Origin of the sequence: Gordonia sihwensis NBRC 108236 (genome assembly GCF_000333035.1) — a bacterium.
Taxonomy (GTDB): Bacteria; Actinomycetota; Actinomycetes; order Mycobacteriales; family Mycobacteriaceae; genus Gordonia; species Gordonia sihwensis.
This window is the reverse complement of sequence record NZ_BANU01000017.1, coordinates 1-21124: the sequence shown is the minus strand read 5'-3', so window position 1 is coordinate 21124 and position 21124 is coordinate 1. Positions and strand designations below refer to the sequence as shown.

20 protein-coding genes are annotated in these 21124 nt (G+C 68.3%); 10 read left to right on the top strand and 10 right to left on the bottom strand.

Annotated features, from left to right (window positions below; genetic code table 11):
* Positions 1-12: 12 nt before the first annotated feature.
* Entirely contained in the window at positions 13-2211 is a 2199-nt protein-coding gene (locus GSI01S_RS12035) for a 3-hydroxyacyl-CoA dehydrogenase NAD-binding domain-containing protein (RefSeq protein ID WP_006896836.1), read from the top strand.
* 80 nt (positions 2212-2291) lie between these two features.
* Here the strand turns inward: GSI01S_RS12035 and GSI01S_RS12030 are convergent, their stop codons facing one another.
* From GSI01S_RS12030 to GSI01S_RS12020, 3 genes are read right to left on the bottom strand one after another with little or no spacing between them, the layout of a single operon-like run.
* On the bottom strand, positions 2292-3125 hold the full coding sequence (locus GSI01S_RS12030; RefSeq protein ID WP_006896835.1) for an ABC transporter permease: 834 nt from the start codon (positions 3123-3125) through the stop codon (positions 2292-2294).
* Positions 3122-4111, bottom strand: a complete 990-nt coding sequence (locus GSI01S_RS12025; RefSeq protein ID WP_006896834.1) for an ATP-binding cassette domain-containing protein — start codon at positions 4109-4111, stop codon at positions 3122-3124. The genes GSI01S_RS12030 and GSI01S_RS12025 overlap by 4 nt, the downstream gene beginning before the upstream one ends.
* Before the next feature lie 24 nt (positions 4112-4135).
* Positions 4136-4978, bottom strand: coding sequence for an SGNH/GDSL hydrolase family protein (locus GSI01S_RS12020; protein WP_006896833.1), 843 nt, complete (start codon positions 4976-4978; stop codon positions 4136-4138).
* A gap of 132 nt (positions 4979-5110) precedes the next feature.
* Here GSI01S_RS12020 and GSI01S_RS12015 point away from each other — a divergent pair, with 132 nt between their 5' ends.
* From GSI01S_RS12015 to GSI01S_RS11995, 5 genes are read left to right on the top strand one after another with little or no spacing between them, the layout of a single operon-like run.
* Complete coding sequence (locus tag GSI01S_RS12015; protein WP_006896832.1) at positions 5111-6358, top strand: alkane 1-monooxygenase; 1248 nt, start codon at positions 5111-5113, stop codon at positions 6356-6358.
* The gene (locus GSI01S_RS12010; protein ID WP_006896831.1) at positions 6355-6522 is read left to right on the top strand and encodes a rubredoxin; all 168 of its coding nucleotides are present in this window, start codon (positions 6355-6357) and stop codon (positions 6520-6522) included. Before GSI01S_RS12015 ends, GSI01S_RS12010 begins: the two co-directional genes overlap by 4 nt.
* Position 6523: 1 nt before the next feature.
* Positions 6524-6712 carry a rubredoxin gene (locus tag GSI01S_RS12005; RefSeq protein WP_006896830.1) on the top strand — a complete coding sequence of 63 codons (189 nt, stop codon included), beginning with the start codon at positions 6524-6526 and terminating at the stop codon, positions 6710-6712.
* A complete protein-coding gene (locus GSI01S_RS12000; protein ID WP_006896829.1) occupies positions 6709-7893 on the top strand; it encodes an NAD(P)/FAD-dependent oxidoreductase in 1185 nt (394 codons plus the stop codon). Before GSI01S_RS12005 ends, GSI01S_RS12000 begins: the two co-directional genes overlap by 4 nt.
* Complete coding sequence (locus GSI01S_RS11995; protein ID WP_006896828.1) at positions 7890-8525, top strand: TetR/AcrR family transcriptional regulator; 636 nt, start codon at positions 7890-7892, stop codon at positions 8523-8525. The genes GSI01S_RS12000 and GSI01S_RS11995 overlap by 4 nt, the downstream gene beginning before the upstream one ends.
* A gap of 16 nt (positions 8526-8541) precedes the next feature.
* Here the strand turns inward: GSI01S_RS11995 and GSI01S_RS11990 are convergent, their stop codons facing one another.
* A complete protein-coding gene (locus GSI01S_RS11990; protein WP_006896827.1) occupies positions 8542-9399 on the bottom strand; it encodes an alpha/beta fold hydrolase in 858 nt (285 codons plus the stop codon).
* A 52-nt stretch (positions 9400-9451) separates the two neighbouring features.
* Between GSI01S_RS11990 and GSI01S_RS11985 the strand changes: the two genes are divergently transcribed.
* Together GSI01S_RS11985 and GSI01S_RS11980 are read left to right on the top strand one after the other, a co-directional pair.
* Positions 9452-9763 (top strand): hypothetical protein, encoded by a 312-nt coding sequence (locus GSI01S_RS11985; RefSeq protein WP_039867616.1) that lies wholly within the window; start codon positions 9452-9454, stop codon positions 9761-9763.
* Positions 9764-9884: 121 nt separating this feature from the next.
* Positions 9885-10991, top strand: a complete 1107-nt coding sequence (locus GSI01S_RS11980; protein WP_231650334.1) for a L,D-transpeptidase — start codon at positions 9885-9887, stop codon at positions 10989-10991.
* Between the two features lie 17 nt (positions 10992-11008).
* Here GSI01S_RS11980 and GSI01S_RS11975 read toward each other — a convergent pair whose 3' ends face one another.
* Complete coding sequence (locus GSI01S_RS11975; RefSeq protein WP_039867618.1) at positions 11009-11977, bottom strand: R2-like ligand-binding oxidase; 969 nt, start codon at positions 11975-11977, stop codon at positions 11009-11011.
* Positions 11978-12088: 111 nt separating this feature from the next.
* Here GSI01S_RS11975 and GSI01S_RS11970 point away from each other — a divergent pair, with 111 nt between their 5' ends.
* The gene (locus tag GSI01S_RS11970; protein WP_006896823.1) at positions 12089-12673 is read left to right on the top strand and encodes a DUF3592 domain-containing protein; all 585 of its coding nucleotides are present in this window, start codon (positions 12089-12091) and stop codon (positions 12671-12673) included.
* Positions 12674-12705: 32 nt separating this feature from the next.
* Here GSI01S_RS11970 and GSI01S_RS11965 read toward each other — a convergent pair whose 3' ends face one another.
* From GSI01S_RS11965 to GSI01S_RS11955, 3 genes are read right to left on the bottom strand one after another with little or no spacing between them, the layout of a single operon-like run.
* Complete coding sequence (locus GSI01S_RS11965; RefSeq protein WP_006896822.1) at positions 12706-14784, bottom strand: MMPL family transporter; 2079 nt, start codon at positions 14782-14784, stop codon at positions 12706-12708.
* A gap of 59 nt (positions 14785-14843) precedes the next feature.
* Positions 14844-16826, bottom strand: a complete 1983-nt coding sequence (locus GSI01S_RS11960) for a M13 family metallopeptidase (RefSeq protein ID WP_006896821.1) — start codon at positions 16824-16826, stop codon at positions 14844-14846.
* A 19-nt stretch (positions 16827-16845) separates the two neighbouring features.
* Positions 16846-17571 (bottom strand): pirin family protein, encoded by a 726-nt coding sequence (locus GSI01S_RS11955; RefSeq protein ID WP_006896820.1) that lies wholly within the window; start codon positions 17569-17571, stop codon positions 16846-16848.
* Between the two features lie 130 nt (positions 17572-17701).
* On the opposite strand from GSI01S_RS11955, the gene GSI01S_RS11950 reads away from it, so the two are divergent.
* Entirely contained in the window at positions 17702-19333 is a 1632-nt protein-coding gene (locus tag GSI01S_RS11950) for an NTF2-like N-terminal transpeptidase domain-containing protein (protein ID WP_039867609.1), read from the top strand.
* Here the strand turns inward: GSI01S_RS11950 and GSI01S_RS11945 are convergent.
* Both GSI01S_RS11945 and GSI01S_RS11940 read right to left on the bottom strand, forming a co-directional pair.
* Positions 19320-19733: a DUF3054 domain-containing protein gene (locus tag GSI01S_RS11945; RefSeq protein ID WP_006896818.1), complete on the bottom strand. Its 414-nt coding sequence runs from the start codon at positions 19731-19733 to the stop codon at positions 19320-19322. The two genes, GSI01S_RS11950 and GSI01S_RS11945, sit on opposite strands and share 14 nt — an antisense overlap.
* Positions 19734-19767: 34 nt before the next feature.
* A complete protein-coding gene (locus GSI01S_RS11940) occupies positions 19768-20946 on the bottom strand; it encodes a lysylphosphatidylglycerol synthase transmembrane domain-containing protein (RefSeq protein WP_006896817.1) in 1179 nt (392 codons plus the stop codon).
* Positions 20947-21124: the final 178 nt, after the last annotated feature.

The window sequence follows — 21124 nt, the reverse complement described above, 5'->3', positions numbered from 1 at the left end:
AAGACTCATCTCATGACTGCGAACATGATCACGTGGGAGAAGGACGCCGACGGCGTCGTCATCCTCACCATGGACGACCCGAACCAGGGCGCCAACACCATGAACGACCTCTACATGGAGTCGATGGCGGCGACCGTCGATCGCCTGGAGGCGGAGAAGGACGACATCACCGGTGTCGTCCTGACCTCGGCGAAGAAGACCTTCTTCGCCGGCGGCGACCTCAAGGACATGACCGCGGGACGCGGCGACAAGTCCAAGGAGGAGATCGCCACCGAGATCACCGAGCGCACCAACGCCATGAAGGCCGTGCTGCGTCGCCTGGAGACCCTCGGCAAGCCGGTCGTCGCCGCTATCAACGGCGCCGCACTCGGCGGTGGCCTGGAGATCGCGCTGCACTGCCACTACCGCGTCGCCGCGGACGTGAAGGGCAACCAGCTCGGCCTGCCCGAGGTGACTCTCGGTCTGCTCCCGGGCGGCGGCGGCGTGGTCCGCACCGTGCGCCTGCTCGGCTTCCAGCAGGCGCTCATGGGCGTTCTGCTCCAGGGCCCGCGTCTGAAGCCGGCCAAGGCCAAGGAGATCGGCCTGGTCAACGAGGTCGTCGGCTCGGTCGAGGAACTGATCCCCGCCGCCAAGGCCTGGATCGCCGCCAACCCGGAGGCCCAGCAGCCGTTCGACGTCAAGGGCTACAAGATGCCCGGTGGCGCTCCGACGAACCCGTCGGTGGCCGCCAACCTGCCGGCGTTCCCGGCTCTCCTGCGCAAGCAGATCAAGGGCGCCAACATGCCGGCTCCGCGCGCCATCCTGGCCGCTGCCATCGAGGGCGCGTACGTCGACGTCGACACCGCCGATCTGGTCGAGACCCGCTACTTCGTGTCGCTGGTCACCGGCCAGGTGGCGCAGAACATGATCAAGGCGTTCTTCTTCGACCTCCAGCACATCAACGGCGGCGGTTCGCGGCCGAAGGGCTTCGACAAGTACCAGGCCAAGAAGGTCGGCGTCATCGGTGCGGGCATGATGGGCGCGGCGATCGCCTACGTCTCGGCCAAGGCCGGCATCGAGGTGGTCCTCAAGGACATCGACATCGAGGCGGCCAAGCGCGGCAAGGGCTACTCGGAGAAGCTCGAGGAGAAGGCTCTCTCGCGCGGCAAGACCACCGAGGAGAAGAGCAAGGCTCTGCTCGACCGCATCACCCCGACCGTGGACGCCGCCGACTTCAAGGGCGTCGACCTGGTGATCGAGGCCGCGTTCGAGTCGGTCGAGGTCAAGAACAAGGTGTTCCAGGAGATCCAGGACATCGTCGAGCCGGACGCCGTCCTCGGCTCCAACACCTCGACCCTGCCGATCACCATCCTGGCCGAGGGCGTCAACCGTCCCGAGGACTTCATCGGCATCCACTTCTTCTCGCCCGTCGACAAGATGCCGCTGGTGGAGATCATCTGCGGTGAGAAGACCAAGGACGAGGTCCTCGCCAAGGTCATCGACTACACCCTGCAGATCCGCAAGACGCCGATCGTCGTCAACGACAGCCGCGGCTTCTTCACCTCGCGCGTCATCGGTACCTTCATCAACGAGGCCATCGCGGCCGTCGGTGAGGGCATCGAGCCCGCGTTCATCGAGCAGGCCGGCAGCCAGGCAGGCTACCCGGCTCCGCCGCTGCAGCTGTCGGACGAGCTGACGCTCACCCTGATGCAGAAGATCCGCAAGGAGACCGAGGCCGGAGCCAAGGCCGCGGGTCAGGAGTTCCCGTCGCACGGCTCGTACGCCGTCATCGACAAGATGGTCGACCTGGGCCGCACCTCGAAGAAGGACGGCGCGGGCTTCTACGACTACGCCGACGGCAAGCGCGGCCTCATCTGGCCGGGCGTGCGCGAGAACTTCGCCTCGGGCACCAACGAGATCCCGCTCGAGGACATGAAGGAGCGCATGCTCTTCGCCGAGGCCCTTGAGACCGTGAAGTGCTTCGACGAGGGTGTGCTCACCTCCGTCGAGGACGCGAACATCGGCTCGATCTTCGGCATCGGCTTCCCGGCGTGGACCGGTGGCGTGGTGCAGTACATCAACCAGTACGAGGGCGGCCTCAAGGGCTTCGTCGACCGCGCTCGCGACCTGGCGTCGAAGTACGGCAGCCACTTCGAGCCGCCGGCCTCGCTCGTCGAGAAGGCGGACGCCGGCGTCGAGAAGCTGACGAACGAGAACCTCGTCAAGAAGTGACGCGCTAGCGGCACACGACGCGAGAAAGCCCCGGTGAACTGGCGTTCACCGGGGCTTTCGGCGTGGATCGGCAGATGCGTTCAGTCCGCTGTGCGGCGCCGGAAGGCGCGCAGTGCGAAGGGGGCGAAGACGGCGGTCAGCGCGACCGACCACAGAATGGTCGCCAGGATCGGGTGCTGAAGCGGCAGCGCTGACGCGTCGGTGGCGTGCGGGCCGTTGCCCCACAGCTGCCGCATCGCCTGGACCAGCGAGGACACCGGATTCCATTCGGCGATGGTGCGGAGCCAGGTGGCCATGGGAGCGGTCGGGACGAAGGCGTTCGACAGGAAGGTCAGCGGGAACAGCACGGTGAACATGAAACCGTTGACGGCTTCGACGGACTTGAGCCACGATCCGATGAGGATGCCGAACCAGATCATCCCGAAACCGAACACCAGGACGAGGACGAATCCCAGCACCCCCTCGAGCAACGAGGTGTGAATGCGCCAGCCGATCGCCAGGCCGGTCAGCGCCATCACGACGATCCCGATCGACGAGTGCATCAGCGACGCGATCGCCCGGCCGAGCAGATACGACGTCCGGTTGATGGGGAGAGAACGGAAGCGGTCGACGATCCCCTTGTCGACGTCCGCGGTGATGCCGTTGGAGACGATGAAGGCGGTGAAGACGATGGTCTGGCCCATGATGCCGGGCAGCAGGTACTCGCGATAGCTTCCGCCGCCCGGCACCGGCATGGCGGGACCGAAGACGAACGCGAACAGCACCACGAACATGATCGGCTGGACGGTGACGTCCGACAGCATCTCCGGCATGCGCTTGGTGTGGATCAAGCTGCGCTGCACCATGATCGACGTCTGACGCCAGAGAGACGGCGGCCGGGCCGCGATGGTTCGGTCGAGGGCGGGGGCGCTCATGCGTCGGCTCCTTCGGAGTCGGCCTCCGGAACGGACTCCGCGCGGTGTCCGGTGAGGCTGAGGAATACGTCGTCGAGGCTGGGCCGCGACAGGCCGAGATCGTCGATGGCGATGCCGGAGTCGTCGAGAACCCGCGCGACATGCGTCAGGTCCGCGAGGCCGCCCGCGGGCAGGGTGAGGGTGCGCGCGTGCCGGTCGACGAACAGGTCGTCGGAGATCGGCGCGAGCAGTGCCTGCGCGGCCGCGAGGTCGGCGGAATGGGTGACGGTGGCCACCAGACTCGCCGCTCCGGCCTGCTGCTTGAGCTCGAGCGGGGTGCCCTCGGCGATGATCTTGCCCGCGTCGATCACGACGATCCGATCGGCGAGCTGATCGGCCTCTTCCAGATACTGCGTGGTCAGCACCAGGGTGGTTCCGTCGTCCACGAGACCGCGCAGCACCTCCCACAACTCGTTGCGGCTGTGCGGGTCGAGGCCGGTGGTCGGTTCGTCCAGGAAGAGCACGGGCGGTGACGCCAGGAGGCTCACCGCGAGGTCGATGCGCCGGCGCATGCCGCCGGAGTATTCGCGGACGGTCTTGTCGCCCGCGTCGGTGAGCGAGAACTGTGCGAGGAGCTGCTCGGTCCGTTCCTTGAGCACGCGGCGGCCGATACCGTACAGCCCGCCGATCATGCGCATGTTCTCCCGGCCGGTGAGCAGTTCGTCGACGGTGGCGGCCTGGCCGGTGAGGCCCATGCTGCGGCGGACGCCGTCCGGCTCGTCGAGGACGTCGAAGCCGTTGATGCGCGCGGTGCCCGAGGTGGGTGCGCTCAAGGTGGTCATCATGCGGACGGTGGTGGTCTTGCCCGCGCCGTTGGGCCCGAGCATGCCGAGAACGGTTCCGGTGGGAACGGCGAAGCTGATCCCGTCGACCGCGGTGAAGTCACCGAACTTCTTCACCAGGTCCACGGCTTCGACGGCGATCGAGTCGGTCAGTCGTCTGTTCACTCGATCACCGTACGACGAGATGCCTCACGCCTCCATCGGGTTTTCCGAGGCGACGTCCGCGTTCGGGACCACGCGGATGCTGAGTGCGTCCGCCGCGGCGGCCGGAGGCGCGACCGGCGTCAGTTCCGGCCGCTTCGGCAGTCGGCCGTCGCCGAGGGAGCGTCCGCGGACCTTGCGGATGATCCACGGCGTGAAGAACTCGACGAACCAGCGCGCGTCGCCGAGGGTGCGCAGCACCCGGTTCGGATCGCCGGCCGGAGGCAGCGGCCGTCCCCAATCGGGTGAGCTGTCGGGCAGACCGAGCGCGTGCGCGGCTCCGGCGGCGAAGCGGTCGTGGCCGAGGGGCGAGGCGTGGAGGCGGTCGGGCGACCACGACCGGAGGTCGGAGAGGACCGGCGCCGCATGCAGGTCCACCAGGACGAAGCCGTAGGCGTCGGCGAAGTCGCGCATCATCTGGTTGATCGCTGCGAGCCGCGTTTCGATGCGGCCGGAGAACGGGATGGTCTCCGCGATGTTGGGAAAGGTCGAGACCACCACGTCGGCTCCGGTACCGGCCAGCCGCCGGTAGATGTAGTCGAGGTCGGTGTGCACCTCGCCGAGATCGATCCGGCCGATCACGTCGTTCATGCCGAGTGGTGCGGCGATCAGGTCGGGCTCCAGCGCGAGGGCCGGTTCCAGCTGCTCGTCGCGGGTGTTCCGGGTGTTCTTGCCGCGGACCGCGAGGTTGGCGTACCGCAGGTCGGGGTTGTGCCGGGCGAGGTGCTCCGCCAGACGGTCGGCCCAGCCTCGGTAGCCGCTCGCGGGGTCGCCGTCGCACATTCCTTCGGTCTGGGAGTCGCCGATCGCGACGAACCGTGAGTAGCGCATGCGGACGATCTTATTCCGGCGACGGAGGCCGGGTGCCCTGGGTGACTTTACAAAATTATTGTTAATGTCTAGACATCGTACGTAACAACATCTAATGTCAACGTCACTAGTTCGCTGGACGAGGAGGAACACATGGCGAACCCGACGATCGACCGGAGCACCGCCGAGGTGGTGGAATGGCGCGACAAGAAGCGATACCTGTGGTTGCTGGGCCTGGTCCCGCCGACCGCGGTGTTCATGGCCACCGGTCTGGTGGCACTGTTCAACTGGGCATCGGACGCACTCGGCTGGAGCTGGGTGTCGACGGTGTCGCCCGTCTGGTGGTGGATCGGCCCGCTGCTGCTGTACGTGCTGCTGCCGATCCTCGACATCTTCTTCGGTCCGGACGGCCAGAATCCGCCGGACGAGCTGATGGAGCAGTTGGAGAACGACAAGTACTACCGGTACTGCACCTACGCGTACATCCCGTTCCAGCTCGCGAGCGTGGTCCTGGCCTGCTACCTGTGGACGGCTGACGACCTGAGCTGGCTCGGCGTCGACGGAGGCCTCGGGCTCGTCTCCAAGATCGGTCTGGCGCTGTCGATCGGCGTCATGGGCGGCATCGGCATCAACACCGCCCATGAGATGGGACACAAGAAGGTCTCGCTGGAGCGCTGGCTTTCGAAGGTGACGTTGGCGCAGACCTGCTACGGACACTTCTACATCGAGCACAATCGCGGCCACCACGTCCGCGTCGCGACCCCGGAGGACCCGGCCACCTCCCGATTCGGTGAGAGCTTCTGGCGATTCCTGCCGCGCAGTGTGTTCGGCAGCCTCAAGTCCGCGTGGGAGCTGGAGGCGACCCGTCTCAAGCGTCTCGGGCGTCCGGTCCTGCATCCGAGCAACGACGTCCTGAATGCCTGGGCGATGTCGATCGTGCTGTGGGGCGTGCTGACCGCGATCTTCGGATGGCAGATCCTGCCCTTCGCGGCACTGCAGGCCGTCTACGGTTTCTCGCTGCTCGAATCGGTGAACTTCCTGGAACACTACGGACTGCTGCGGCAGAAGAACGAGCGCGGCCGCTACGAGCGCTGCACGCCGGAACACAGCTGGAACAGCGACCACATCTGCACCAACATCTTCCTGTACCACCTTCAGCGGCACAGCGATCACCACGCCAATCCGACGCGGCGGTACCAGACGCTGCGGAGTTTCGACGGTGCGCCGAACCTCCCGAGCGGATACGCCAGCATGATCGCGCTGACCTACTTCCCGCCGGTGTGGCGCGGAGTCATGGACCATCGGGTGCTCGAGCACTACGACGGCGACCTCTCGAAGATCAACATCCAGCCCGGCAAGGAACGGAGGGTCCAGGCCCGATACGGAAAGGCATCGGCATGAGCGCCTACCGCTGCGAAGTGTGCGAATACGTCTACGACGAAGCCGAAGGCGCTCCGCGCGAAGGCTTCCCGCCCGGTACCGCGTGGTCGGACGTCCCCGATGACTGGGCCTGCCCCGACTGCGGCGTCCGCGAGAAGATCGATTTCGAACTGATTGGACAGTGACATGAGCACCACCGACTACAAACTCTTCCGCTGCATGCAGTGCGGCTTCGAATACGACGAGGCCGAGGGCTGGCCGGAGGACGGCATCGCCCCCGGCACCCGCTGGGACGACATCCCGGACGACTGGAGCTGCCCCGACTGCGGGGCGGCCAAGGCCGACTTCGAGATGGTCGAGGTCGCCCGCCCATGACCGGGCAGACCGCATCCGATGCGGGCGTCGTCGTGGTGGGAGCCGGCACCGCCGGCGTCACCGCGGCGGCGACGCTGCGGGCCGAGGGGTACGACGGACCGGTCACGCTGATCGGCGCCGAGCCCGGCACGCCGTACCGGCGGACCGCGCTGTCGAAGGATCTGCTCGGCGCGGACCTCTCCGAGTCCCGGATAGCCCTGCAGAAGCCCGACTTCTGGGCCTCGCGCGGCATCGACATCCGCACGCGGGTCAGCGTCACCGCGATCGACACCGCGGCGCGGACGGTCGCACTCGACGACGGCACCCGGCTCGACTACCGGGCCCTCGTCCTGGCGACCGGCGGCCGGCCGATCCGCCCGTCATGGCTCGCCGCCGACGTGCCGGCCCTGCGCACGCGCGACGATGCGATCGCGATCCGCGACGGTCTGAACGACTCGCAGCGGCTCGTCGTGATCGGCGGCGGGCTGATCGGCCTGGAACTGGCGGCCTCGGCCGCGGCTCACGGCATGTCGGCGACGGTTGTGGAGGCGGGCGGGCGCGTGGCGTCGCGAGTGATGCCCGCCGTGGTCTCCGACTACCTGCAGCGGCTCCACGAGGGCAACGGGGTGCGACTGCACCTCGGGTCTGCGGCGCATTCGGCGACCTCCGAGCGGGTGCAGTTGTCAGGCGGGGCCGAGCTGGCGGGCACCGTCGTCGCGGCGATCGGCGCCTCGCCGGAAGTGGCGCTGGCCGCTGCCGCCGGCGTGCCGACCGGCCCGGCCGGGATCGTCGTCGACTCGACGCTGGCCACCGAGGTGCCGGGCGTGTTCGCGGCGGGTGACGCCGCCGGACCGCCGGACCTGCGGACCGGACGGCCCGCTCGCGGCGAGCACTGGTTCGGCGCCACCGATCAGGGCAGGGCGGTCGCGCAGTCGGTGCTCGCCGGACTGCGCGGCGAGCCGGCGGCACCGTTCGTCGAGGTGCCCCGGGCGTGGACCGTGCAGTACGGAGTCAACGTCCAGATGGTGGGGTGGCCCACCGCGGAGGGCGAGGTGGAGCTCGACGGCTCCATCGACGACGCCGACGCCACCGTCCGCACGGTGGTCGACGGAGAACTGGTGGGCGCGGTCACCATCGGTCGGGCGGCGGTCGCCCGCGCGTGCCGCTCGGAGATCGCGGCGGCGCTAGTCTCGAAGGTGTGAGTGCCCCAGCCCAGTCCTCGTCCAGCTTCGCGGTCGCGAGCAAGCAGCTGCTGCGTACGACGCTGCTGGACGGTCTCCGCACTCTGCTGCGAGAGAAGGACTGGGCTCGGGTGACGATGGCCGACGTCGCCCGGCAGGCCGGTGTCAGCAGGCAGACCGTGTACAACGAGTTCGCCTCCCGCGCCGGCCTGTCGCAGGCGTACGCGCTGCGATTGGCGGACGAGTTCACCGGCGAGATCGGCGCGGCCGTGGCCGCGAACGTCGGAGACGTGACCGGTGCGCTGCGATCGGGTTTCGCCCGCTTCCTGGCCAGTGCCGCCGACGACCCGATGATCCAGTCGCTGCTGTCGGGCGAGGCCAAACCGGACCTGCTGAAGCTGATCACCACCGACGCCGCGCCGATCATCGCCGCGGCGAGTGACCGCCTCGAGGTGATCCTCGTGGAGTCGTGGATCGCCATCGACGCGGAGACGGCCGGCCGGATCGCGCGGATGATCGCGCGCACGGCACTGAGCTACGTGGCCATGCCGCCCGCCCCAGACGCCGACAGCGACGTCGCCGACGACCTCGCGTCGGTGCTCGCACCGGCCGTGATCGCGGCCCGCGCGTCCGAGCGCGACGGCGCGTCCTGAGCCGCCGCGCCCGGCGTCAGCGGGCCAGGAAGGCCCGAACGGTCGACTCGAAGGCGTCCTTGGCTTCGATCATCACCCAGTGGCCGCACTGGGGGAAGACGTGCAGTTCGGCTTCCGGGATCAGCCGCATCGGCGCCATCGACATGTCGGGCGGGCTGACGCGGTCGTCGCGGCCCCAGGTCAGCAGGGTGGGGCACTTCACCTTGTGCATCATCGCCCAGTAGGGCGGAGTGTCGGCGTTCGCCTGGTACTGCTGCATCATCTCGAAGGCTTTCGACCCGTACATCATCGCGGCGGTCTTCTGCGCGGCCGGATCGTTGGCGGCGGCCCACCGCTCGTCGATCAGGTCGTCGGTCACCAGCGCGCGGTCGTAGACCATGGAGTTGAGCCACCGGACCAACTTGTCGCGGTCGGGTGCGTCGGTGAACTCCTGGAGCAGACGGATTCCCTCCGACGGGCTGGGGCTGAAGATGTTCGGCCCCACGCCGCCGATGGTGATCAGCTTCTCTACCCGGTCCGGATACTTGATCGCGAGGTTGATGCCGACGACGCCGCCCATCGAATTGCCGATCATCGCCGCCGAGGCGATGCCGAGGGCATCCATGAACCTGATGACGGATGCGCCCGCGGTCAGGACGGGATGGCCGTCGACGGGATCGGAGACGCCGAACCCCGGGAACTCGATGATGTAGCAGTGGTGCGTCTCGGCGAAGAAGCCGAGATTGCCGCGGTAGTTGCGCCAGCCGTTGACGCCGGGGCCGGATCCGTGAAGCAGGATGAGCACGTCGTCGTTGTGCTCACCGGCCTCGTGATACCGGATTACTCCCTCGTCGGTGCTGATCTCGCGTCTGGTTCTCTCGTAGGTCACGTCCATTCCGCCATAATAGAACGTGTTCTAGTTGCTGGTTGGACGTATCCTGGAGCGCGTGAAGATCGATGTCTCAGTTCCGCTCGTCGCCGCAGGTCTGATCGGCGGGTTCGCCGCCGCCCGATACTCCGGGATCCGTCCCCTCGGCGGTGCCGTGCTCGCCGCCGCCGGCGTCGGCGCCGGCCGCAGCTGGCTCCATCGCGGCGCAGCCGTTACGGGGGCTTTGTCGGCAACGTACCTCGGTGCGTTCGGAATCTCACACCCGCTGGCGAAGAAGCTGGGCGCATGGCCGTCCGTGCTGGTCGTGACGGGTGCGGCCACAGGTGTGACGGCGGTCGCCTTGACGCTCGCTGACAGATCGGCTCAGTGATTCACAGGAAGTCGGGGGAGAATCGTCGAGTGGTGCACGGCACCGCTCTTTGCTCTCGAGGGGATAGATGGTGATTCGACGTGATTCCGCCGCGCTGGTGTCATGCCTGGTGGGCGTGGCGATGGTGCTCGCCGCGTGCAGCGGTGGCACTTCGGCCCCGCCTCCGGCTCCCGCGGCGATCGGCGTGCCCGTGGCGAACGGCAAGCCGATCAATCCGACGACGCCGATCGTCGTCGACGCGACCGGAGGAGAACTCACCGCTGTGACGGTGACCAACGCGGCGGGTAAGAAGGTCGACGGAAAGCTCGACGCCACCGCGACGCATTGGACCACCTCCGAGGACCTCGGGTACGGCGGGACCTACACCGTGGACGCCACAGCGGTCAACAGCGACAAGAAGCCGACTACGAAGTCGTTCACCGTCACCACCATCACCCCCGACGACACCGCGTACGCCAACGTCGTCCCGGCGCCGGACGTGGTCTCCGACGTCGGCATCGGCGTCGGTCAGCCGATGGTCTTCCAGTTCACCAAGCCGGTGAAGGACAAGGCCGAAGTGACCAAACACCTCAAAGTGACGACCACACCCGCTCAGCCGGGTGCCTGGTACTGGATCGACGACCAGAACGTCCACTACCGCGGCCCCGAATACTGGAAGCCGGGCACCAAGATCCACATCGAAGCCGACGTCTACGGCGTCGATCTCGGCGGCGGCGTCTACGGCGCCGAGGACAACGCCGTCGACTACACCGTCCACGACTCGTGGGTGGCGAAGGCCGACGGTGCCACCGAACTGCTCACCGTCTTCCACAACGGCGAGCAGGTCAAACAGATGCCGATGAGCCTCGGCGAGCCGAACAATCCGTCGCACACCGGTCCGCACGTCGTGTCCGAGAAGGCCGCGCAGACCGTCATGGACTCGTGCACCTTCGGTGTCTGCCAGGGCGATCCCGGCTACTACCGCGAGACCGTCTACAACGATCTGCGGATCTCGAACGACGGTGAGTTCGTGCACTCCGCGCCGTGGTCGGTGGGTCAGCAGGGCGCCTCGAACGTCTCGCACGGCTGCGTGAATCTGAGTCCGGCCGACTCGCAGTGGATGTTCGACCACTTCGGTCTCGGCGACGTCGTCGAGATCACCAACTCGGGCGGCCCGCCGCTGCCCGTCTGGGACACCTACGGCGACTGGGAACTCAGCTGGGATCAGTGGAAGGCGGGCAACGCCTGACGAGCTGACGCCGGCGCTCAAGCCTCGGTGTCGCCACCGAGCGAGGCCTCGTCCTCCGCGTTGAACGTCTCCTCCAGTGTTACCGGACTGTAATCGACGTCGATGTCTTCGACGTTCCTTCCGCGCGCGGACTCGATCGCGTGCAGCCTGCGCTGCGCGCGATCTGCCGCGTACTCGAGGAAGTCGTCGTTGTCGATGCCGAACGGCGGTTCGTCGAACTGATCGTCGACCCAGGCGATCATGCCCATCGCGAGGGGGATCAGTTCGCCGAACCTGTCGGTGACCACCTGCCAGAGCGAGTCGTCGGCCGCCACGTGCCTGCGGCAGGTGAACGTGCCCCAGGCCATATGCCTGGTCTCGTCCTCGGCGATTCGGCCGATCAACTGCTGCATTCCCGGCAGGATCTCGGTTTCGACGCAGATGCGCCGCCACGCGTAGTAGCCGGTGAGCGCCAGGCTTCCCTCGATCACGTGGTTGTAGGTGACGCTGGCGCGGACCTGGTTGACCGGCGACGGGTCGGCGGAGAGCACCCGTAGCGACTGCGGCAGCTGTTCGTAGAAGAGCTGCCGGTAGTAGGGGTTCTCGGCGACGTACGGGTGCAGATCGCCGGTGAGGCCCACGGCGTCCATCCAGAGTCGGAAACCCTGGGCGTGCTTGGCCTCCTCGAGGCAGAACTGCGACAGGTACATCTCGTCACCGAACCGGTCCTCGGACGCCATCGCGTCCATGAAGGGCCGGATGTCCTGGGTCACCGCCTCCTCTCCCGCGACGAACTGCGAGACGAGGTAGGTGGCGCTCCGGCGTTGCTCGTCGTCGAGCGCGGCCCAGTCCCGCGCATCTCGGGAGAAATCGATCGCCGCGGGATTCCAGGTCTTGGCGTTGCCCTTGGTGAACAGTCGGAGCGGGAACGACTGCCAGTTCATCCCGCCCGCTCGCAGTGAGGTGAAGTCATGGCGCACATCGGATTCTGGGGAGGCAGCGGTCACGGGAATCACTTCCGGAGGTCGTATCGGCTGGGTGCTGCCGACGCTAGTGCGTTCCGCACGGGATCGAAGCGGATTCGGTGTCCGATCGGTCGGGATCGTTAGTCTGGGAGCATGTGGCCTCGTCCCGAGACGATGACGCGCACCCTGGTGGTGTCGGTGAGCGCTGCCCTGTGGTGCTCGGTGTGGTGCGCGATCTTCGCCGCGGGGATCCGGGGATCGGAGAGTCTCACGCTGGCGACGGTGGCACTGCTCGCCGCGATCGCAGGCGGGTTCGCGATCCCGACGGCGTGGATGTCGTTGACCGTCGGCGCGCTGGGCGTCGGAGCGGCGATCGGCGCGGCGGCCGGCGGCGTGCCGTGGGTCGCCGTCCCCGCCGCCGCGGTCGGAGTGATCTGCGTCGTGATCTGGCTGGTTCGGGTGGTTCCGCGGATCTGGCTCTATCGGCAGGGGACGCGGGTCCGCGGAACAGTGGTCGAGTCCGACGGCGACCGTGCCGAGGCGATCGAGAGCACCCACGCCACCGTCCGCTACCGGATCGAGTATCGGGACGCGGAGGGCCGAACCCATCAGTTGACCGGCAGAGACGAGTTCCCCCTCGGCGCTCGGCCGTTGGTCGGCGATACGGCCGAGGTGTACTACGCCGAGGCGAAGCCCGAGCGGGCCGTGGCGGTCTTCGGGACGACGCCGCGCGACTGACCCCGCGCCGGGCGGTTCGCGCGAGGAGCGCGTCAGTCCGCGGTGCGCGCGTCCTGGGACGTGTCGGCGGCGATGGCGCCCGGCCACCAGATCCGCGGTCCGATGTCGAGGGTGAGCGCCGGAACCAGCAGCGATCGCACGATCAGCGTGTCGACGAGGACGCCGAACGCGACGAGGAAGGCCACCTGGGCCAGGAACAGCAGCGGGATCACCGCGAGGGCGCTGAACGTGGCGGCGAGCACCAGACCGGCTGCGCTGATGACGCCGCCGGTGCCGGTGAGGGCTCTGATCATCCCGTCGCGGGTGCCGTGTGCCTGCGCCTCCTCCCGGGCCCGGGTCATCAGGAAGATGTTGTAGTCGATGCCGAGCGCCACGAGGAACACGAACGCGAACAGCGGGACGACGGGATCGGCGCCGGGAAAGCCGAACGGGCCGTTGAACATCAGTGCCGCGACGCCCAGCGCGGTCCCGAACGACAGAACCGTGGTCGCGAGCAGGATCAGCGGTGCGAGAAGGCTCCGCAGCAGGACGACGAGGACGGCGAGGACCACAGCCAACACGATGGGGATGATGACGTTGCGGTCGCGTTCGGCGGTGGTCCGGGTGTCCAGGTCGACAGCCGTGGCGCCGCCGACCTCCGCGTCGGCACCGGGGACGGACGAGACGGCGTTCCGGATCCGCACCACGGTGTCCTGTGCGGCGAGGGAGTTCGGGTCATCGCTCAGCGTCACCTGAATCGCCTGCCTCCCGTCGTGGGTGACGGGACCCGATGCGGCGGCGAGGATCTCGGCGGCTGCGACGCCGTCGACCGCACGAACCCGTTCCGCGGTTCGGACCGCGGCCGCATCGTCGGTGATCACCCAGGTTGGGGTGCCCGACCCGGCGTCGAAGTGCCTGCCGTGCATCTGCGCGCCGGTCACCGATTCGGTCTCACCGAGGAAGAAGTCGTCGGTGGAGACGCCGCCGGCGCGGAACGCGGGGGCGAATGCGGCGCCGATGACGAGCACCAGGAGGGTGGCCGCCCAGATCTTGCGCGGCGAACGGGCGACGAATGCGGCGACCCGTTGCCAGATCCGGTGCGTCGAACCGGTGGCCGGCCCCGGCCGGCGCGGCCAGAACGCGGTGCGTCCGATGAGCGCGAGGGCGGCCGGGAGGAAGGTGATCGAGACGAGCAACGAGGCGGCGATGCCGATCGCCGCGATCGGGCCGAGGCTGCGATTCGAGTTCAGGTCGGACAGCAGCAGACAGAGGACGCCCAGGATCACGGTGGCAGCCGACGCGCAGATCGGCGGGAGGGTGGCGCGCCACGCGGTGCGCAGGGCCGCGCGTGCGTCCGGTTCCGCCGACAGCGCCTCGCGGTAGCGAGCCACCAGAAGCAGGGCGTAGTCGGTGGCGGCGCCGAAGACCAGGATGAACAGGATTCCCTGGCTCTGCCCGTTGAGTTCCAGGGTGCCCGCGGACGCGAGCCAGTAGACCACGCCCGACGCCAGTGCGAGGGCGAAGACTGCGGAGAGCAGCACCACCAGCGGCAGGATCGGCGAGCGGTATACGACGATCAGGATCGCCAGCACCACCGCCCCGGCCACCAGCAACAGGACGCCGTCGATGCCCGCGAAGGCGTTCGAGAGGTCGGCGGCCTGGGCGGCGGGGCCGGTCACGGCCACTGCCACTCCGGGCGGTGGATTCGCCAGCGCATCGCGCAGCTTCCCGATCTGCTCCTTCGGTTTCCCATCAGTGGAGACCGGGACGAACAGTTGGACGGCCGCACCGTCCGCCGCCCCGATCGCGGGAGAGAACTGCGGTGCGAAGCCCGGCGTTCCGGCCAGTGGAGTCACGGCGTCGGAGACGAAGGCGGTGTCGGCCGCAGTCATCGGCCCGCCGTCCTGCTTCTCCGCGACGACGATCGCCGGGAAGTAGCCGGTGTCGGTGAACGCGGGCAGCTGCTCGGCCACGCGGGTCGACTCGGCCGACGAGGGCAGGAACGCGCTCGCGTCGTCGGTGGTGACCGTGCTGAGCTTTCCGGCCAGCGGTCCGGTGGCCCCGGCCACCCCGAGCCAGATCAGCACGAGCACGGCGGGCACCAGCGTGCAGGCGAGCCGCGAGGAGGTCATGGCCTCCATGTCTACCGGCTATGCGGTGTTCGCACCATCGAGAGCGCCGGTCGGCTGCCTCACCAGATGCGGACGCGATCGGCGGGCGGCAGATACAGCGCATCGCCGGGGACGACGTCGAACGCTTCGTAGAAGGCGTCGACGTTGCGGACCACACCGTTGCAGCGGAACTCCGGCGGCGAGTGCGGGTCGATGGCCAGACGCCGGATGGCTTCCTCGTCCCGGGTCTTGGTACGCCAGATCTGGGCCCAGCTGTAGAAGACCCGTTGCCGTCCGGTCAGTCCGTCGATCACCGGCGGCGTGGCGCCGGACTTCTCCTGCGCGATCTCGTACGCCACCAGGGCGATCGACAGCCCACCCAGATCGCCGATGTTCTCACCGAGGGTGAACTCGCCGTTCACCTTGTACTTCTCGTCCAGCCCGTGAGGCGTGAACTCGCCGTACTGCGCTGCCAGTGCCGAAGTGCGCTTGCCGAACTCGGCCCGGTCGTCGTCGGTCCACCAGTCCACCAGGTTGCCGTCGCCGTCGTACTTCGCGCCCTGGTCGTCGAAGCCGTGGCCGATCTCGTGGCCGATCACCGCGCCGATGCCGCCGTAGTTGGCCGCGTCGTCGGCGTTCGGATCGAAGAACGGGGGCTGCAGGATCGCCGCCGGGAAGACAATCTCGTTCATCCCCGGGTTGTAGTAGGCGTTCACCGTCTGCGGCGTCATGAACCACTCGTCGCGATCGACCGGGCGGCCGATCTTGCGGAGCTCGCGTGCGGTCTCGAAAGCCGCGGCGCGGCGGGAGTTGCCGACGAGGTCGGTGCGGTCGACCTCCAGCGTCGAGTAGTCGATCCACTTGGCCGGGTAGCCGATCTTGGGGGTGAACTTGTCGAGTTTCGCCAGGGCCCGGGCGCGCGTCGCCTCGGTCATCCATGGCAGATCGCCGATGTTGCGGCGATACGCCTCGACGAGATTGGCGATCAGCTCGTCCATCCGGGCCTTTGCCTCGGGCGGGAAGTGTCGCTCCACGTACAGTTCGCCGACCGCGAAGCCTGCCGCCTGCTCGACGAAACCGACACCGCGCTTCCATCGGTCGCGGATCACCTCGGCACCGGTGAGGGTCTTGCCGTAGAACGCGAAGTTCTCGTCGACGAAGGCGCTGGAGAGATACGGTGCGACGGTGCGCAGCAGCCGCCAGGCGAGCCAGCTCTTCCATGAATCGAGCGGCTGCGAGGTGAGCAGTCCGGCGCTCGACTCGATGAACGACGGCTGACCGATCACCACCTCCGCGAACGTCTCGCCCGCGTCGAGCCCGGTCAGCCAGCCGGCGAGATCGAAACCGGCGGCGAGATCGCCGAACTCCGCGAGGGTCCGCAGGTTGTAGGCGGCCTCGGCGTCGCGTCGCCGCACCACGTCCCAGTGATGCGATGCGATCGCGGTCTCGAGGTCGAAGATCGCCGTCGCCTGCCGTTGTGCGTCGGCGACACCGGCCAGTCCGAGCATCGCGGCGATGTGAGCGCGGTAGGCCTCGCGCACGGCGGCGTGATTGTCTTCGCGATAGTAGGACTCGTCGGGCAGTCCGAGACCGCTCTGGGTGATGTGCACCAGGTAGCGGTCGGACCGTCGCGCATCGGTGTCGACGTAGAAGCCGAACAGGCCGCCCACTCCCTCGCGCTGCAGACGCCCCATCAGAGCGGCCAGTTCGGAGGTGTCGGAGACGCCGGCGATCTCCTGGAGCTGATCGGCGATCGGTGCGACCCCGAGTTCCTCGACCCGATCGACGTCCATGAACGACGCGTAGAGGTCGCCGATCCTGGCGGCGGGCGTGCCCGGCTCGGGGGAGCCCTCGGCGCACTCCTCGACGATCGCGCGGACGTCCTCCTCAGCGTTGTCGCGCAGCACGTGGAACGCTCCGTCGATGCTGCGATCGTCCGGAATCCGGTGGCTGGCAAGCCATTTCCCGTTGACGTGGGTGAAGAGGTCGTCTGCGGCGCGTACGGATGGTTCGACCCACTCGAGGTCGAGCCCGGAGGTCTGCTCGATAGTCACGCCCTCCATAGTGACATCACGCCGGGGTTTATTCCCCGAGCCGCGCATCCATCGACCAGACGAGCAGTTCGCAATCGGTGGCCGCCCGGACGACGGTTCCGCCGAAGTCGGTGGCGCGCAGGGCGTCGGAGGCCTCCAGCGTCTCGCCCTCCACCTGCACGGTGCCGCGGGTGACGAACAGGTGCGTGAAGCGGGACGACGGCACCGCGACGGTCTGTCCGGGAGTGAGTCTGGCCGCGGAGAGGGTGGCCCCGCGATTGGCGATTCGGATCGCGGAGTCGTGGCGGGGGGAACCGGAGGCGACGGTGACGAGGCGTCCCGGTCGCAGTTCGCCCGAGATATCGAGTTGCTCGTAGCCCGGTGTGATGCCGTACTCGTCGGGCATCACCCACATCTGGATGAGGTGCACCGGCTCGTCCGCCGACTCGGCGTCGTCGTTGCGTTCGGAGTGCAGGATGCCGGTGCCTGCGCTCATCCGCTGTGCGAGGCCGGGATAGATGACGCCGCTGTGTCCTTCGGAGTCCTGGTGGACCAGCGATCCCGACAGTACCCAGGTGACGATCTCGGTGTCCGCGTGCGGATGTGTGTCGAAGCCCTCACCGGGAGAGATCACGTCCTCGTTCTGCACCAGGAGCACGCCGTGGTGGGTGTTCGCCGGGTCGTAATGGTCGCCGAACGAGAAGGAGTGTGCCGAGTCGAGCCAGCCGGTGGTGGTGCGCGCGCGGTCCGTGGATCGCAGGATGGACGTGCTCATGGAGTCCATTGTCCTCCGTCGCCCGGAACGGATGCCGTGAGCGGCGCGTTGTGCGATTGTGACCACATAGTTCCCGGAATGCGAGCTTGTGGCCAGAGAAACGGGTGGGAATGAAGTGATAATTGGGACTATGGTTTCGCGGGTTGGAAGAGCGGTGTTCGCTGTCGTCGCTGCGCTGGCCGTGGTTCTCGCCATGGTCTCGTGCTCTTCCGACGACGATTCGGATGCTTCGCGTGCGGTCTCGGCATTCGCGGACGCGATCAGCAGGCAGGACACGCAGGGCGCGGCCGACCTGACGACGTCGCCGAGTCAGGCGGCCGAGCTGCTCGGCGTCACGTTCGCGGGAATGCATCCGCGTGAGGTGTCCGTCGACACCGGGCGGCTCGTGGAGTACAGCGACGGCAGCGCCTCGTTCACCCTGACCACCACGTGGAACTGGGCGGGCGACCGGAGTTTCCAGACCAAGACCTCGGGGTCGGCACGCCGGCTCTCCTCCGGCTGGAAGGTCCAGTGGGATCCGGGGCTGCTGTACACCGGCCTCACCCCGGACGGCCGACTGCAGGAGGTCCGCACCGACGCCACTCCGGCGCCGGTGGTGCGCAGCGCGTCGGGCAAGCCGTTCATGCAGATGGAGCCGGTCAACGAGATCACCATCGACCCGGCCGCGACCAAGGATCTCGACAAGTCGGTGCGAGCGCTGGCGAACGCGGTGGCTCCGGTGGCCCCGATGGTGACGGTGAAATCGATCGACGACAAGCTCGCCGCTTCCCAGGGACGGCAGGTGGTCGCGGTGACGCTGCGCGACTCCGACATGCAGATGCTCACTTCCGATCCGGCTCGGATCGCGGGAGTCAACGTCAACAAGTCGGGCATGCTCGTGATGACCGACCGCCGGCTGTCGACCCCGCTGAGCGCCGGTCTGACGAACTACTGGAACGCGATCCGCGACGCCACCGCCGGCTGGCAGGTGCAGCTCGTGGCGCCCGGGGCGCCGCCGCAGAAACTCGCCGGGCATCAGGGCGGGGCGGGCCCGGACATCGTGACGACGATCGACCCGAACGAACAGCTCACCCTGGGCGACGCCGCCGTCGAGGTGGCGCAGCCGGCGACGATCATGACCCTCGACGCCGCCACCGGAGCGATCCGCGGGATGGCGCAGAACGACGCCGCGGCCGCCAAGAACATCGAGGCGGGCATCGCCTATCCCGTCGGCAGCACCCTCGACCCGGTGTTCGACGCGATCGCGGCGGAGGGCAAGGGCGCCGATCAGCACAGCGCGGAGTCGGTGCTGCACTCACTCGGGTTGGGCCTGCAGTTCACGGTTCCGGGAATGAGCCTGCCGAGCGGCACCGCGCCCAAGGTGTCCGCCGCCGCGTACCACCCGAAGGATTACACGGCGTCGATGATCAACATGGCGGCCCTGGGAGTCGCCCTGGAACGAGCCGGCGGTGACCGGACCGCGGCTCCGCCGTTCGTCATCAAGGGGTCGAAGACCAAGGTCACCGGGGGCCAGTTGGGCAAACTCGACGATGGCGTGGTCCGGCGGATCCAGGCGTCCATGACGACCACGGCGAAGACCGGCGACGCCAGCGATCTGACCCGTGCTCCCGGCCTCAAGGCGCTGGTCGGCACCAACGGGCCACAGGGACCCGGTTGGTTCGTCGGCTCTCAGGGCGGCAAGATCATCGTCATCTACTGCGAGGGCGACAAGTCCGGTACCGCGGCCCTTCAGGTGGCGCAGAAGTACTTCACGCTGAAGTGACGCGGCGCCGCGTCACCAGACCGGCGACGGCGCGCCAGCCCAGCAGCAGGACACCGGTCGCGATGGTGGCGACGATGCAGAACGAGAGGGCCGTGCCCTGCCCGGAGACCACGCGCAGCAGCATCCCGACGACGACGGTCGAGACCCAGACCGCGACGCCGGCGGGCCAGAGTGCGGCGGGCGCGAGGTCTCGGCCCCGGGTGGTCGCGGCGGCGATCGCCCAGCCGGCGATCGCTCCGACGAGGAACGGCCACAGGGTCGTCAGGAATCCGGTGAACGAGCCGGCCTCATCGTGGCTGCTGCGGCCGACGGCGACGAACACGCAGATCGCCGCGAAGTCGGCGACGGCGGGGAGGACGAGACGTCGCTGAACCGGCGCGACGGATACGGGTGCGGTCATGTCCCCACCGTATCCCCGGACCGGCCGGCCTTCCCTACCCTGTGTTCGGCGTCTCGCCGGCACCGGGATCGCGACCGTCGTCGGACCGTCGATCCAGCTGTCCGGGGTCGATGACCGGATACTTCTGCGTCGTGTCTTCGGCGATCTCGTCGTCCAGACTGCGCCGGGACTTGAACGCACCCCGGTACCGCACCGCGATGACGACCCAACCGATCAGTGCGATCAGGATGTAGCTGATGATGCGGTAGATCAGGACGGCGGTGAGCGCATCCGCGGCGCCCATGCCCGCGGAGGCGAGGGCCGCCACCAGGACGCCGTCGACGACGCCGATGCCGGCGGGCAGCAGCGGAACCGCGGTGCCGACCGCCTTGCCCGCGGCATAGGCGACCATCAGACCCGAGATCGAGGGATGCGCGCCGATCGCATAGCAGGCGGCGGCGAGGCAGAGAACGTCAGCGACCCAGTTGAACAGGCTCCAGCTGAACGCCTCGACGGCGTTGCGCCGGTCGAGCTTCACCGCCTGCAGCTGGGTGATGATCTGGTGGAGTCGGTCTGTCCCGTAGTCGGCGGGCTTGTCGCGCAACTCGTTGAACCAGCCGAGCAGCCGGGCGGCGATGGTCTCGAGCACCTGGGGATGACTGGCCATGTACTGCACGACCGCCACGAACACGACGAACAGCGAGACGCTGAAGATCACCGAGAACGGACTGGTCTTGGCGCCGGCGAGCAGGGCTCCGCCGAGGCCGAGCAGCGCCAGTCCAGCGCCCGCCAGCAGCCCGGACATCACCAGCTGCCAGGAGGCGACCACCGGTGTCGCGCCCCAGCGCCGGCTCTCGCGGTAGATGAACGCCGGAGCGAGGACCTGTCCGCCGGGCAGGGTCTGGGACACCGAGTTCGAGGCCAGGATCACCGCCAGTGATTCGCGCTGCCGGACCCGGACGCCTGCCGAACGCATCAGGACGCGCTGCACCTGGCCGTAGCTGTCCATCGACAGCAGAGCAGCCACGATGGAGACGAAGACCCACTGCCACCGGAGCTCGCCGATGCGCGCCCAGGTCTGTGTGAGCTTGGGCCAGACGATCACGCCCTCGGTGACCAGAATGGCGACGACGAGGACGATCAGACCCCATCGGAGCCAACGGCGCCACGGTCGCGAGGACCCGCCCTCGGGCGTCGGGTCCGCGGCGACGTGGTCGGCGTCGTCGTTGGGCATGCGCTACAGCGTAACTGCCCGGTAGCGAGGGACCTATTCCCCGTCCTGCTGTGCCCGACGGCTCCGGCGCAGCAGATCCTGCACGCTGATCTGGGTTCCCTCCTCGCCGCGGTCGGCGCGGAGCTCGCGCGAAGGGGCCTGCGGCTCGGGTGCCGCGGGCTCACGGGCCGGGGCCTCC

Coding starts and splice junctions, on each gene's coding strand:
- GSI01S_RS11960 (WP_006896821.1), bottom strand. CDS start 16,826: ATGGAGGGCGTGACTATCGAGCAGACCTCCGGGCTCGACCTCGAGTGG.
- GSI01S_RS11990 (WP_006896827.1), bottom strand. CDS start 9,399: ATGGACGTGACCTACGAGAGAACCAGACGCGAGATCAGCACCGACGAG.
- GSI01S_RS11950 (WP_039867609.1), top strand. CDS start 17,702: ATGGTTTCGCGGGTTGGAAGAGCGGTGTTCGCTGTCGTCGCTGCGCTG.
- GSI01S_RS12010 (WP_006896831.1), top strand. CDS start 6,355: ATGAGCGCCTACCGCTGCGAAGTGTGCGAATACGTCTACGACGAAGCC.
- GSI01S_RS12000 (WP_006896829.1), top strand. CDS start 6,709: ATGACCGGGCAGACCGCATCCGATGCGGGCGTCGTCGTGGTGGGAGCC.
- GSI01S_RS12005 (WP_006896830.1), top strand. CDS start 6,524: ATGAGCACCACCGACTACAAACTCTTCCGCTGCATGCAGTGCGGCTTC.
- GSI01S_RS12020 (WP_006896833.1), bottom strand. CDS start 4,978: ATGCGCTACTCACGGTTCGTCGCGATCGGCGACTCCCAGACCGAAGGA.
- GSI01S_RS12015 (WP_006896832.1), top strand. CDS start 5,111: ATGGCGAACCCGACGATCGACCGGAGCACCGCCGAGGTGGTGGAATGG.
- GSI01S_RS11970 (WP_006896823.1), top strand. CDS start 12,089: ATGTGGCCTCGTCCCGAGACGATGACGCGCACCCTGGTGGTGTCGGTG.
- GSI01S_RS12030 (WP_006896835.1), bottom strand. CDS start 3,125: ATGAGCGCCCCCGCCCTCGACCGAACCATCGCGGCCCGGCCGCCGTCT.
- GSI01S_RS11980 (WP_231650334.1), top strand. CDS start 9,885: ATGGTGCTCGCCGCGTGCAGCGGTGGCACTTCGGCCCCGCCTCCGGCT.
- GSI01S_RS11940 (WP_006896817.1), bottom strand. CDS start 20,946: ATGCCCAACGACGACGCCGACCACGTCGCCGCGGACCCGACGCCCGAG.
- GSI01S_RS11945 (WP_006896818.1), bottom strand. CDS start 19,733: ATGACCGCACCCGTATCCGTCGCGCCGGTTCAGCGACGTCTCGTCCTC.
- GSI01S_RS11965 (WP_006896822.1), bottom strand. CDS start 14,784: ATGACCTCCTCGCGGCTCGCCTGCACGCTGGTGCCCGCCGTGCTCGTG.
- GSI01S_RS12035 (WP_006896836.1), top strand. CDS start 13: ATGACTGCGAACATGATCACGTGGGAGAAGGACGCCGACGGCGTCGTC.
- GSI01S_RS11955 (WP_006896820.1), bottom strand. CDS start 17,571: ATGAGCACGTCCATCCTGCGATCCACGGACCGCGCGCGCACCACCACC.